Annotated in this window: 13 protein-coding genes; all 13 read right to left on the bottom strand. The window is 46.7% G+C overall.

All coding sequences use genetic code 11. The features are described 5' to 3' along the window. Position 1 precedes the first annotated feature (1 nt). Positions 2 to 553, bottom strand: coding sequence for a WcaF family extracellular polysaccharide biosynthesis acetyltransferase (locus tag KVT36_RS18705; protein WP_217604984.1), 552 nt, complete (start codon positions 551 to 553; stop codon positions 2 to 4). 1 nt (position 554) lies between these two features. Further along, on the bottom strand, positions 555 to 998 hold the full coding sequence (locus KVT36_RS18700) for a VanZ family protein (RefSeq protein WP_217604983.1): 444 nt from the start codon (positions 996 to 998) through the stop codon (positions 555 to 557). Further along, entirely contained in the window at positions 995 to 1,903 is a 909-nt protein-coding gene (locus KVT36_RS18695) for a glycosyltransferase family 2 protein (RefSeq protein ID WP_217604982.1), read from the bottom strand. Before KVT36_RS18695 ends, KVT36_RS18700 begins: the two co-directional genes overlap by 4 nt. A gap of 1 nt (position 1,904) precedes the next feature. Then, complete coding sequence (locus KVT36_RS18690) at positions 1,905 to 3,041, bottom strand: XrtY-associated glycosyltransferase XYAG1 (RefSeq protein WP_217604981.1); 1,137 nt, start codon at positions 3,039 to 3,041, stop codon at positions 1,905 to 1,907. A gap of 15 nt (positions 3,042 to 3,056) precedes the next feature. After that, positions 3,057 to 4,133, bottom strand: coding sequence for a glycosyltransferase (locus tag KVT36_RS18685; protein ID WP_217604980.1), 1,077 nt, complete (start codon positions 4,131 to 4,133; stop codon positions 3,057 to 3,059). A gap of 11 nt (positions 4,134 to 4,144) precedes the next feature. Then, entirely contained in the window at positions 4,145 to 5,149 is a 1,005-nt protein-coding gene (locus KVT36_RS18680; RefSeq protein WP_217604979.1) for an acyltransferase, read from the bottom strand. Beyond that, the gene (locus tag KVT36_RS18675; protein ID WP_217604978.1) at positions 5,124 to 6,491 is read right to left on the bottom strand and encodes a hypothetical protein; all 1,368 of its coding nucleotides are present in this window, start codon (positions 6,489 to 6,491) and stop codon (positions 5,124 to 5,126) included. Before KVT36_RS18675 ends, KVT36_RS18680 begins: the two co-directional genes overlap by 26 nt. A gap of 37 nt (positions 6,492 to 6,528) precedes the next feature. Next, the gene (locus KVT36_RS18670; RefSeq protein ID WP_217604977.1) at positions 6,529 to 7,440 is read right to left on the bottom strand and encodes a polysaccharide pyruvyl transferase family protein; all 912 of its coding nucleotides are present in this window, start codon (positions 7,438 to 7,440) and stop codon (positions 6,529 to 6,531) included. A gap of 102 nt (positions 7,441 to 7,542) precedes the next feature. Beyond that, positions 7,543 to 8,697, bottom strand: coding sequence for a glycosyltransferase (locus KVT36_RS18665; protein ID WP_217604976.1), 1,155 nt, complete (start codon positions 8,695 to 8,697; stop codon positions 7,543 to 7,545). 60 nt (positions 8,698 to 8,757) lie between these two features. Next, on the bottom strand, positions 8,758 to 10,035 hold the full coding sequence (locus KVT36_RS18660) for a hypothetical protein (protein ID WP_217604975.1): 1,278 nt from the start codon (positions 10,033 to 10,035) through the stop codon (positions 8,758 to 8,760). A 9-nt stretch (positions 10,036 to 10,044) separates the two neighbouring features. Further along, positions 10,045 to 11,226 (bottom strand): glycosyltransferase family 4 protein, encoded by a 1,182-nt coding sequence (locus tag KVT36_RS18655; protein ID WP_217604974.1) that lies wholly within the window; start codon positions 11,224 to 11,226, stop codon positions 10,045 to 10,047. Between the two features lie 11 nt (positions 11,227 to 11,237). Continuing rightward, on the bottom strand, positions 11,238 to 12,791 hold the full coding sequence (locus KVT36_RS18650; protein WP_217604973.1) for a lipopolysaccharide biosynthesis protein: 1,554 nt from the start codon (positions 12,789 to 12,791) through the stop codon (positions 11,238 to 11,240). Positions 12,792 to 12,841: 50 nt separating this feature from the next. Beyond that, positions 12,842 to 13,245, bottom strand: a 404-nt coding sequence (locus tag KVT36_RS18645; RefSeq protein ID WP_217604972.1) for a GDP-mannose 4,6-dehydratase, incomplete at its 5' end; no start/stop codon positions are given.

Genomic DNA, 13,245 nt, shown 5'->3' with positions numbered 1-13,245 from the left:
ACTATTCGCTAATAACTCTTTCCCTTACTGCTACGGCAGGGTTGCCGGTATAAATGCTCCAGGCTTCCAGCTCCCTGGTAGCTACGGAGCTTACCGTTAAAATGGCATGGGTACGGCATACCACACCCGGGCAAACCACGGATTGTGCGCCTATCCATACCCCATTCTCTATGATGATCTTACCCAGCCGGTAAGGAAAATCACTTTTCTTGTAGTCATGGTTACCGGTTAACAGCAAAGCGCCCTGCGATATACATACGTTATCGCCCAGCACCACATCTTCCAGGTTATCTATCCATACAGATTCCCCTATCCAGCAATCGTCCCCAATGGTCAGGCGCCAGGGATTCTTGATCCGTACCTTTTGCTTGATCACCAGCCCCTTGCCTACTTTAGCGCCAAACATGCGCAGCAGCGCAGTTTTAAGGCTATAGGGCCAGGGAAAGGCGCTGTTCATAATACCATAGTTCAGAAAATGCCACGCCACTACCTTCAGCGTGCCTGCGCCGGCATTATAATGACCTGTTGAAAATTTTGCTAACTGCGTTTGCATTTTATGATTGCATGTTAAGTCTGCTCAAAAAAAAGCGGCACAAATATGCGCCAATAGCTGTTCCTACGGTATTCAGCATCACATCGTCCACATCCGCTACTCCCAGGTGGGTTATATACTGCACAACCTCTATGAGTGCGCTGCTTAAAAAACCCAGCAATATTACCCTGCGTATACTGGTAATGCGGAACACCATCATCAGGATAAAAGGAAATGGCACAAACAGCAGTATGTTGCCAAAAAAGTTGCCCAGGAACAGCACCCAATGCACCAGGGCATTGTTGCCCTTATAGTGTATCATATCGTCCCAGGTACTTTTAAAAGGCGTTAGCCGCGTACGGTACTCACCCTCTATAGGGCGCTCCCGGCGGGCCGGCGCCCACAACACAATGTAAGAGAGTATAATGCCATACCCCAGTGCAGCCAATGCCTTTAATCCTTTCATTCCACTACAATATTATAGTCGCGCTTTAACAGAGCCACCAGCTGTTCCCGGCTGCTGTTGCCGTTTAATTTTTCTTCAAATTCCTGCACATTCACATCCACCAGCAGGCGGTACCAGTACCCCTGCATAAAGTGAAAAATAAAACCCTGGTAGCCATCCAGGAAACCCAGGCGCATCACATACCGGAAAATGAAGTATAACAAAGCCCGCATGCTGGGCCTCATAGATGAATACACCTTTTCTTTCAAAAAGCGTTTGCGCTTGGCCTGCGGATCATTACTTTCCAGCAGGCGCCCATCCGTTCCCATAAAACCATACTTAATGTTCAGCAGGTCTACCATTTCACGGATGGCGTAATTATTATGTTTGTTCACCCACCAGTGGATGGAGTTCAGGTTATGATCCACAATGTGCTCTTTGAACATAGTGGTCTTACCTTCTGAAAGCACAATGTGCTCATCCATCCAGCGCTGTTCAATACTGCCCTTGCCTTTACGCCATATACGCAGTAAGGTGTGCGGGTAAAAACCGCCATGCCGGATCCACTTATTTTTAAAGAACACTTTACGGCGTATATAAATGCCGCTTACCTCTTCCGGCACCGTGGCTAAATGGGTATTGATCTCCGTGATCAGCGGCGGCTCCAGGTACTCATCTGCATCCATCCGCATCACCCAGGGGGTGCTAACCGGACAGTTGTCTAATGCCCACTGGAACTGCACTGCGTAATTAACCCACTTGTGCTGGTATACCTTAGCGCCATACTGTTTTGCAATCTCCACCGTATTATCTGTAGAGTATGCGTCAATAATGAAAATATCATCAGTAATGCCGCGCAGGTTTTCCAGGCAGCGCCCTATATGTTTTGTTTCATTATAGGTGAGGATGATAACAGAGATACCCAACTTACTTACTGTTTTCGTACAATTCAACGTAATCCAAAGCCAGCTTGGTTTCGTTGAAGTCATTATTTATTACATTCCTGGCTTCCCGTGATATCCGTGACCGTTCTTCCTGTGCGTGGTAGGTAGCGGTGAGCTTTTCTGCCACTTCATCTATATTATCAATACCGGTGATCCAGCCCAGGTTCCTTTCATTCACATATTTGGATAAACCTACATTGTTGCTGATCAGCACCGGTGTGCCTACGTATAATGATTCTACTACTACAATTGCAAAATTCTCGTTCAGCGAGGTCAGCACAAACAGGTCAGATTCTGCAAAGAACTGGAACTTTTCTTCCGGCCCTTTCCAGCCCGCCCATTCTACCTTATCATCCATATCCAGCTCCTGTACCAGCAGCTGCAGCTTTTGTACATATTCATCCTCACCGGAACCTGCTATGCGCAGGCGGTAGTTGAAACGCACGCGTGCCAGCGCATACAGCAGTATTTCCAATCCCTTCTTGGGATCTATGCGCGATAAAAAGCTGATGGTAAAAACATGGTTGCTCTTACGCGCATAGTCTTTCACCGGCAGGTCTACCAGGTTAAACACCATGGCGCCGTCATCTTTCCACTTAGGGTTGTACTGTATGCTCTCCTGCCACTCCATGTGGGAGGATACATGCAGGAACGTATTTTTCAGCAGCCCTTTTCCAATAGTATTATGGATCAGCTGTTTCTTTTTACTGTTATTAGCCGTCAGCACATAATCACAGAACATACCGTGCGGCGACAGCACCGGTTTTACCCCGCGCATGCGGCACACCATAGCAGCGCCTATTACCAGGAAGTTCCACCAGGAGTGAATGTGCACCACATCGAAGTCCCGCACTGTATTCCAGGTAGCGCGGTACAGCGCAGGCGATACATGCGTATGGTCTTTGGTAATGCGTTTAAAATATTTTACCGCCACGCCATTCACCATCACGGTTTCTCCCACGGGTACCTGCAGCTCTGTTTTGCCGTTGGCCGTGGTGGTATACACGGTTACGGAATGCCCCAGCTGCACCAGGCGCTCTGCCAGCCTGGCTATCACCACTATGGGCCCACCGTAAATGTAGGCGGGTTTGTAAGACGGTACTATGAATAATATTTTCATTTACTCTTTGTTTCTTTAGTTGTTGGCAACGGTTTCTATGGCCTGCATGGCATTATTGATCATGGTGTTCATGGTGAGCTCCTTTTTCACATATTCCTTTGCATTTGCGCTCATTAACTGGATCTCTGCATCCTGCAGGTTGTTCAATTCCTGCAGGCAGGCGTCCACATCTTCAAATATCATTCCGTTATAGCCATCCTGTATATAACTGTACTCTACGCATTGCAGCAGCTCCGCGGTGCGCAGTAAAGTAAAAATGGGTTTGCCGTATGCCATGCCTTCCACAATGGAAAGCCCCACCCATCCCGGCTGAAAGTAAATATCTGCGGCGGCAAATAATTCATCCTTCTGCTGCCGGTCATATACGGCGCCAAAATCATACACATGTTTGTAAGGAGAAAAATCCGGTTTCAGCTTACCATCGCCAATAATGATCACACCGAATTTTTGCGGGTCCAGGCGCTCTATAAGCTTCACCAGCAGGTCTACCCTTCTTCCCGGCTCATTAAACCGTGCGCAGTAAATAAGCACACGGGGTTGTGTAATGTTATACTTTGCTTTCACGGCCGCCTTATCCGGTAAGGCCAGCTGCAATATGCTTTCCACATCAGAGATAGTATTGCCCAGCGCATAACCTTTTACACCCGGTACGGCACGCTGCCAGATCTCCTGCTCTTTTTTGGTGTAGAACCAGATACCATCAGCCATACGTATCATGCACTTCAGTAAAAAATTAGGCTGCTGTTCTTCCCGCACATACCGTTTTACCGATATGCCGTGACCCCACAGAATAACCTTACGCCGCAGAAAGGGTTTCATAAATAAAATGAACCAGGTGGAAAGGTGTGCGAAGTTCAACATCAGCACCAGCACCTTATAATCTTTCCTGAAAAATTTAAACGGGTTGTAAAGGATAAAGGGCCCTATGTTCAGGGCGTTCACCGGTTTCACCGGCGTTTTTCCCTGCGCAAAATTGTTCCTGGTCAGCTGGTCCGTTTCATAGCAATACAGGTCAAATGCAGCTTTCTGCTGCAATTGGTTAAAGAATTGTTCCCGGTAATGGGGTATAAAAGGTTGTAGTATCGCTATCATGTTTCAAGTACTCAGTTGCCCATAAAATATTTGCGTAAAGTGCTGTTCCGCGACATAATATCCGAAGTTGCAAAGCTCAGCAGGTACGCCGCCACTATCACTAATACGGTTGGTAAAAAGCCGCTCACCGGGTGTTTGGCAATGCCTAAGCCCGTTTTAATACCTTCCAGGAAAATGCCGTGCACCAGGTAAATACCCATTGAATTATCTGACAGGCGTTTTATAAAAGGGTGTTCCACCTTTACCTGGTATAATACCCAGGCAAACAGCACGCCTATGAACAGGAAGGTTACGAACAGGTGCGGTTTAAAATACTGTGCAATAAAAAGCAGGCCGGCCAGTATTGGCACCAGTATCTGCGCTGTTTTATCGTACCGGCTTTTTATAGTGTTGTAATTGAGATAATATAACATGCCTATGCTGGCCGATACCAGGGAAGGCACAAAATATAAGCGCAGGTGTTTGGTAAACCAGTCTGCCTGCTGCACACTTGCATTATTGGAAAAGATGATCACCAGCGCTATGATCACCACTGTCATTAAAGTAAGGTTGGCCTTGCGCACATTCTGCCCTGCTACTTTCAGAAATGGAAAAAAGATCAGGAACAGGTAGAACAGATTTGGCAAATACCACAGCTGGTAAGAGCTGCCTTTGAACAGGAACATTTGCACCGGCGACAGCTCAAAGGGCTCCTTCATATATACTGACTTGGCATAACGGATGCCCAGGTATATCAGCGTCCAGATAAAGAATGGGATCATAAGTCTTTTAAAGCGGGCTGATGCCATTTCATTAAAGCTTTGCAGCCTGCCGCCCGCCACCTGGCCGGCAAACAGGAAAAAGGAAATAGCTATAAATACCGGCACGGCATACTCATTCAGCCCGTTCAGCTTTTTGGTCCACAGGTTGGTTTCACAACCATGTATCCATACTACGCTGAATGCAGCAATAGGCCGTATCAGGTCAAAACCCTTTACGTACAGCTTATCTTTAACTATGGGTTGCAGTAGTGCCATTATTTAAAACTATGTTACTTACATCATAACCATATATCAGGCGCCTGCCTTCGTGTATGGAATCAAAAGCTACCATGGTGCCGTCTTTTTTCCAGCGGGGGTGCAGGTCGCAATGCAGCCCGCTGCGCGTAAAGGCCATCTGTTCCAGGGAAAAGGCTTTCATTACGCCCTTATCTACCCCGGTCAAATAAGCCGCTGATTCTTTCAGGTCCGGTTTGGTATCTATCATTTTATAAGTGCCAAGGTCCACACGTTTCTGTGTACTGTACTGGAATAAGAACAGTACGCGAATGCCGTTTTCATCCGGGTAGGTATCACAGATCATCCAGTCGCGGTTAGCCGGGCAAAACATGGGGTGCCCGTCTTCATTCACAATACCTTTAGCCAGGAAGGCCGGTTCCGCATTATTCTCATCTTTGAACAGCAGCCAGTTAAAAGCAGCATTCGGCTTGGCCGCAGCGCCTTTGGGCTTTTTGTACATCAGCTTTTTTATTACCTTCTTAGCCTGTGAAATAAGGCCGGAAGGGATCATCCGGTACAGCAGGGAGCTTCTCAGCTTTTCCACGCCGCTGCCGGTGCGGCCCCAAATGGCAATGTGTGTATCATCCTTCCAGTCAAAGTGGCTCAAAAAGCCGCTGGCCAGGCATTTCAGATTGTTACCGTCTATGCCGATGGTCATAAGGCGGGTGGTTTCACCACCATCCTTTAACTTATAACGGTGCAGGAAAGCCAGGCGCGTTTGTGAAGGATTCAGCAGTAAATGCGTTAAGTAGTGATTATTACCCAGGTTAGGATTCAGCTGAAAATGAGCGATCTCCTTCAGGGATATCAGCAGGGATGCTGCTTTGGTATGAATGTTATGTTTTATAATACCGGTGTTCTCTGAAACATGCTCACTGGCATAAGGATCCGGCAAGCCGGTATAACCATAACCGCCTACGCGGTACAGGCGCGCATAGTCCTGGGCAAAGGCCCAGCCATCGTCTGTGATCACGTGCGTGGAGTACTCCAGCTCTGTACATTCTTTGGTAGTAGTGTTATACACTTTGGAGCGCCAGGCGCCGTTAATGCGGTCATTTACCACAAACAGGTCTGTATTGCCCACCCATTGCTGGCGGGCCCCCTGGGGGTAATTGTAGGCGTAAGTTTGGCCCAGCTTTACAAAACTTTCATCGCCATTCACATAACCAATATCACAAGGCACATCCGGGTTGGGTGGTGTTAAAATATTATCAATGCGCAGGGCCAATAGCTTGTCCCCCGCTGTATTCCAGGCTACCAGGTCGTGGAAGCCAAAAAAGAAATTGCCCTTGCCTTTTGTTAAAACCTTTTCTTGCTGCATATAGAAATTCAAATAATTAAGTCATTTTGAGTGCCGCTTACCGGCCGGCCAGTACTACGCCTTTCTCCTGCTTCAGCTGGGCTGCCTTTTCAAAAAAGCGGCTGTCAATGCTGCTGATCACACTATCGGATGATAAATAGTAATCGCTGATATTGGAAAGGCTGGATAACAGCTCATCCTTTACTACCTTCTTTACCAGGAACTCTGCACTGATCATATTACCGGTAAGGGATCTTATTTTTTTGTGCAGGGATGATCTGCGGTACAGCGCTATGTGTGTAGCTTCTGTATTGTACAGCTGAATGGAGTGTAACCAGTCCATCCACTTAAATTCAGATACCTTGCCCCCTTCTGTAAAAGGAGTAGAGAGCACAAAACGGCTCCAGGGCACGCGCAATATGTCGGCCACAATAGCGCCGTGCATGGCTTCTGCAATTACGTATTTGGAAGCGGCTATTTCCCGCAGCGTGTGCTCCACGCCGTTTTCAGAACCGGGAGAAATGTAGTGGAAACCCAGCTTATCGCACAGGGCTTTCCAGTCAAAGAACTCCTGGGATTTGAAGTAAGGGATCACGCTTACCTCGTATTTCTTTTTGCTTTGCTGTATGTTATTGAACTCATTGGTAAGGCGCAGCGCGTACGCAGCATCTGCAATGTATTCATATGCATTATTAAAATTGCAGGCGGATAAAGGGCCGCGCAGGAAACGGATGTCCCAGCTATCGTCCCAGGTAAAATTCCTATAGCCCGGGCGTATGCCGGTACCAAACACAATCTTTCTTTTATTACCCAGGTCTTTGAATAACGGGGAGCCATTATATAAAATGGAGCCAATGCCAATGAATGCATCATTGTCAGGTTTTTCTTCCCCAAACAGCTTGGGCCACAACCAGCCATTCAGGTCATCTCCAAAATTTCCCTTCGGATCTTTGTAATAGATATAGTTCACTTGAAAAACTTTAAATTTTCTAATAACCGCGCGGCATGGGCCACCGGCTGTGGTGTATTCGGTATTCGGTAATTAATATCTTTTATAAACATGCTTCCCTTCTCACGAAAACACCTCGCTGCTGCTGGCAGCAAATTGAACGGCGTATTGCGAGGCTATCCAGTTGGTAAAATCCACGGAACGGCGGTCCCAGCTATGTTCATCTATGCTTACATCCGTTTTCTGCAGCTTGCCACCGGCCAGCGCAGCAATTAGTTTTGACAGGGTTTCAGGTTGGGTAGTATCAAAGTAATTGCCTTCATCACCGAATATTTCCTTAGGCTCCCCTATCTTACTGGTGAAGATGGGTTTCTTGAAAGGGATGTACATATAGATCTTGCTGGGGCAACGCGCCCAGTCCTGTACAGTATCATTTAGAGGGGAGATAAAAGCATCTGCTCTTTCAAAATAAGAGCTTAGCTCATTTTCTTCAGTATAACCTTTGAACTCAATATATTTTTCCAGCTGATGCTGCTGTACATAGGTCTTTGCTTCTTCCAGGTGACGGCCCCTGCCCAGTAACAGCAGTTTTACATTCGGGCGCTCCTTTACTATTTGCTCCACTGCCTGCAGCATGGTGAACAGCCCGTAGTTACGGGTCATGGTGCCCATGTATAACAGCACGGTGTTATTTTTATAACGTTCGTTCAGATGATCCAGCAATATTTTTGGAGAATCTATAACGTCTGTATTAAATGCGTAGGGAGAATACAGGATAGGCAGCTTCTTTTTCATGAGCTGCTTAGCCATTTTATGATATTCCCGTTCCAGGTAACGGCTGGCGCACAGCAACCCGTCTGCATAGGATACGGAATAATATTCCAGCGCACGCAGGGCTATTTTGCGCAGCCCTTTGTTATCCGGTATGGCAGAGGCCAGCTCGGAATGTTCTATCAGGATCCTGGTTTTTGATTGCAGCTTGCTTTTAATAATACGGTTGCGGAAGCTGAAAGAGCAGAAGTAAACAAAATCAGGGCTGATCCTGTTTACCAGGTCGGTCTTCAGCTGCACTTCCTCTTTGGCGGAACACTCTTTGTAAAAATGTACCTCCACGTTTTCATTACATTCAATGGCAATACGGTTCCGGTTCTCCTCACTGTCCAGGGCAATAATAGATACTTCCCATCCCAGGGACTGTAATGGATTAGCCATTCCCAGCGCCCTTTTCATGGTAGCTATTGATTTAATATCGCCCAGTGTAATGAAACATATTTTCATCTGAAAAAATTTATACGGTTTAATCAATTATTCACTTGTCGTTTTCACCATTCATTCATCTTAGTTCAGCAGCAAAGGCTCCTTTTCTTCTTCATCCACCGGCTGCTCTTCATCCTCATCATCCTCCGCACTAGAGCCATACAGCCAGTCATAATACCCGTTCATGATAATAGAGCCGAGAACAGGTATGGTAAACCTCAAATGCTGGAAAGGAGAGAACAGGAAGGCCCATAACATGGTTATGGACATCATTACATATAAGGGGTACAGGTTTGAATCCTGCGCCCGTAATATCAGCGTAAAAGACATTTTCATGAGCCACCAGAAAATAAGGAATACGGCAATAAAACCGCCAATGCCGCAGCTGATCCAGCCGCCCATTAGTATGGAGTGGCTGGGAATATAACGGTCCACGGAATCGGCCTTTTTCAGATCAAACTCACCGGTGCCTTCATCCTGGAATGATAAAACGATCTTGTAATACTTCAGGTCTTTATCCAGCGCCCAGGAACCATGGCCAAACAAAGGTTTGTCGCCAATAGCAGTAACGGCCGCAAAGGTTTCACCACGGCCGGTTACCAGCAATTCAAAGGGATTATACGGGTTATCCAGGCGTCTTATCTGGCTGCTGGAGTGCCCGCCCCCTATCTCGTTACTAAGCACTGCATTCACGTAAAACACATAGGCCGTTTCAAATACCGTAGCGCCTATGAATATTATGACAAACAATTTTTGCCGGGTGATCTGTATACCGCGCGACATTACATAAATAATACCGGCGCCTACAAAGAACAGCATACCGCTGGAACGTGCATCATTGGCAAAGCACACCAAACAGGCACAGGCCATAATGCCCATCATCAGCATAATTTTTCCCCGCTTGTACAGGTACACGGCTATTAATTGTAATGCAGATGCTATAATAGGAACTATCTTAAACTTAAAGAACGACATGTCCGAATCCACAATATCATCTGTGAAGATGATATTCTTGATCATGGCAAAGAGAATATAGGTCATGACAGCGGACTCGGTATCCATCATTTTAAACAGCACTATAAAAGACACGATAGACATAACAGTGCCGGCCCAGCCACGCAAAAAGTTCTGCATGGAGTTATGCACCACAAATACATCTGTAATAAACTGGAACAGCAGCAGAGCCAGCAGCGCATAAATGATCTTCCGTAAATAAGGATAGTCTTTAAAATCACGGACCTTAAAGGCAAAGGGGGCCGATAGCAGCACAACGATCTCACTCCCTTTCAGCTGGCCTACCAGGGGAATATTCAGTGCGCTGCCCAGCGCATATGCCGCAATTTTGATCTTTTTAAACATCGCGCTTTTTTAACTGTTCACCATTTCACTTTTCACTTTCACCTTTGTTCCCCCCTGGCCGTACAGTGTGTAGTTCAGCACCTGCTGCAGGCGCTGGGTGTTAACATCCGCACTGTATTCACGCATAAAATCCGCTCTTAATGCTTCTCCTATTGCTGCATCCCCATTGAAACTGAGGATCACTTTTTTGAATTCTTCCGGCGTATCGGCAATAATAAAATTCTTGCTGGCCACGCCCTCTACCCCCTTGGAAGTAGCCATAATAGGCGTTCTCAGCGCCATGGCCTCCAGGCATTTTAACCGGGTGCCGCTGCCATGCAGCAGCGGAATAATTACACCGTTTGCTACTGATATATACCACTTCACATCATCCACCTTACCCAATGCTGTTATATTTTTAAAGCTCTCTGCTCCGGTGATCTGTTTCAGCGCTTCTTTGGAGCGCCTGCCTACTAACCAAATATCATACCTGTTGGCCAGCTCGTCGTCCCAAACTTTTTCAATAAACCATTTCAGCCCCTGAAAGTTCATATACTGGCCAAAGTTGGCCGTCATTACCAGTACTTTGGGTTGTTTTTGCCCGGTGAGTGCGTATTCTTTTTCATCCAGGAAATTGGGAACAAAGAAAACGCGCTCCTTCGGAATAAATTTTTCATGGTACTTACGGTCATCCTCACTTACTACCAGCAGGGCCGCGGCTTTTTTAAAGTACATACGCTCATGCAGCTTTTCCAGTGTTAGCAGCTGAAAGCGGCGCAGTTTGGCAAACAGGTTGCTGGCCGGCACCTGCGCGGTGATCATGGGTTGCGCATTATGCGTGCCCAGCACCACCTCTATGCCTCGGGAATTAAAATATTGTATATAATGGCCTATGTAACCATAGTCCAGCACTGCTACATCAATGGTATATTTTTCACATACCTCGTTAAACAGCTGCAGCACTTTGTTAGAGCGCTGGAAATAGTTTTTACCGGCAATACGGTCCAGCAGGTCAAAATGCTTTTTCGGATGCGTGTAATACACTACGTTAGGTATCTGGTAATTGGCCAGATCCGCGTTCTCCTCATTCTGGATCAGCGCTATAACCTGGTGGCCCAGCCTGGCCAGGGCTTTGATCAGGTAATAACTCCTGATCTTTTCTCCACCATTGGCCGGAAAGGGTGATATGTCTGTGTAGAATAATATATTCATATCCTTCTTGATCAATTAGCCTTTGCTACCGGCAATCTGATGGGTAACTTGGAAAGTAACTTCATTATGATCCCTTCTATCTTCTCCTGTTCATAAGCAGTTAAGCCCAGGAACTTCACACATATAAAAATTGATAAGCTGCTTACAGCGCCGGTTACCAGCAACCGTACAAAACCAGGATGCATTACCAGCTGCGGCAGCAGCGATATGCCAAAGGCCAGCACCACGGGCATGAGTGAAGTAAGTACGCCTTTGCGCAAATAATCACCAATAGCTAAGCCGGTGAGCTTATGTGCGGCCAGCACCCGGTAGCTGCAGGTAATGGCTTCTATACAAATGGCGCTTACCAGCACAACGTGCGGCGCCATGCCTGCTTTTAATAAAAAGTACGATACCGGTAAGTTCAGCATCAGTAACAAGCTAACAACCACCTGGTATACCTTGATCCTGCCTACGGATTGTATGGCTACCTGCAACCCTACGGTAAGCTGTGTGATCAGCGATACTATAATGATCAGGCGGCAGAAAGCAATGGTATGATCCGGCACATTCTTCAGCCATAACTTCAGGATGATGGGCATTTCAATGATCACCGGTATGGAAAAGAACGATAACAGGAAAAAGGAGAACTTACTGGCTATCATGGCCAGGCGTAACATCCTGGGCCGGTCGCCCATGCCCTCGCTTTTAATGATCTGCGGGTTCAGGGATTGCAGCATGGTCACTGAAAAGTAGCTCAGCTGCGAATTTACCTGGTTGGCTATGCCGTAAGCAGCGTTAATAATTGCGCCAAAAAATACGTTTAAGATCATAGCCAGCCCCTGGTTACGGGCCACCACACTACCGGCGCCAAACATATTCCAGCCTGCGTAGGAGAACATTTCCCTTAACAGTACTTTATTGAAATATTTGCGCACCTTCACCCGTGCCTCCTGGTATTTAGCAGAGCAGTACGTACGTTTAATGATAAGGGAGATCACCGTTACACCCGCTGTCAGCGCGCCGTATATGATCAGCTTATCATAGCCTGTGTACTGCAGGTAAATAGCGATGCCCAGCTTGGCCAGTGCTTCCCAGATACCGATGGCTGCTATCAGGAACATATTTTCCCGTGCATTCAGCGTAGCATCGTACGGTACGGAAACAATGGTAAAAAAGGTGCTGATCACCGTAAAATGAAATATTATTTTGGCGGTCCCCAACCTCGCTGCCGGTATATTCAATACCCGCTCAAAAAAGTACATACCTGCCACCTCAAATATTATAACCAGCGTGATGCCCATCAGAAAATGGAGCAGCACGCTGGAGTTGAATACCTGTTTTAATTTTTCCTGGTCGCCGACACCTATATAAAAAGAAAGGTACCGTTGGGTGGAAATGGTCATGGCCACATTTAAAAAGGAAAGCATTACGATCACGCCGCTTACCAGGTTAAAAATACCATAATCTTCTGCGCCCAGCGCATTTAATACAAGGCGGGTTGCATACAATGCAATGAACATTGTAATTAACATCCGCCCATACAGTGCGCCTGTGTTTAATACTACCCGGTTTGCTGCTTGCATTTACTAGCTATTGTTTTCCAGTTCCACTTTTAACCTTATACCAAACTGAGTTATCCTACCAGGTGTTCCCACTGGGTTACATCTTTCTTACGGAACAATTCCACGTCGCCGGCTACCATTTCTTTTACCAGGGCAGGCAGGTCGTATTTAGGTTCCCAGCCTAATTTGGTTTTTGATTTGGTAGGATCGCCTATCAGCAGCTCCACTTCCGTAGGACGGAAATACCGCGGATCTACCGCTACCACTTCCTTACCTATTTCCAGCTGATATTCTTCATTATTGCAGGCAGCTATCACGCCTTTTTCTTCCGCGCCTTCGCCGGTGAATTTTACTTCAATACCCAGTTCTGCAAATGACATGCGAACGAAATCGCGTACAGGTGTAGTAATGCCGGTAGCAATTACATAATCTTCCGCAACAGCCTGCTGCAGTATGCGCCACATAGCCTCTACAT

This window comes from Chitinophaga sp. GbtcB8 (assembly GCF_019091455.1).
Lineage (GTDB): Bacteria > Bacteroidota > Bacteroidia > Chitinophagales > Chitinophagaceae > Chitinophaga.
The sequence above is the reverse complement of the archived record's forward strand: the minus strand, read 5'-3'. Positions and strand labels throughout refer to the sequence as shown.

Bases quoted from the DNA above. Each gene is read 5' to 3' on its own strand.
- KVT36_RS18690 (WP_217604981.1), bottom strand. From the start codon at position 3,041: ATGAAAATATTATTCATAGTACCGTCTTACAAACCCGCCTACATTTAC.
- KVT36_RS18685 (WP_217604980.1), bottom strand. From the start codon at position 4,133: ATGATAGCGATACTACAACCTTTTATACCCCATTACCGGGAACAATTC.
- KVT36_RS18665 (WP_217604976.1), bottom strand. From the start codon at position 8,697: ATGAAAATATGTTTCATTACACTGGGCGATATTAAATCAATAGCTACC.
- KVT36_RS18655 (WP_217604974.1), bottom strand. From the start codon at position 11,226: ATGAATATATTATTCTACACAGACATATCACCCTTTCCGGCCAATGGT.
- KVT36_RS18705 (WP_217604984.1), bottom strand. From the start codon at position 553: ATGCAAACGCAGTTAGCAAAATTTTCAACAGGTCATTATAATGCCGGC.
- KVT36_RS18650 (WP_217604973.1), bottom strand. From the start codon at position 12,791: ATGCAAGCAGCAAACCGGGTAGTATTAAACACAGGCGCACTGTATGGG.
- KVT36_RS18680 (WP_217604979.1), bottom strand. From the start codon at position 5,149: ATGGCACTACTGCAACCCATAGTTAAAGATAAGCTGTACGTAAAGGGT.
- KVT36_RS18675 (WP_217604978.1), bottom strand. From the start codon at position 6,491: ATGCAGCAAGAAAAGGTTTTAACAAAAGGCAAGGGCAATTTCTTTTTT.
- KVT36_RS18700 (WP_217604983.1), bottom strand. From the start codon at position 998: ATGAAAGGATTAAAGGCATTGGCTGCACTGGGGTATGGCATTATACTC.
- KVT36_RS18660 (WP_217604975.1), bottom strand. From the start codon at position 10,035: ATGTTTAAAAAGATCAAAATTGCGGCATATGCGCTGGGCAGCGCACTG.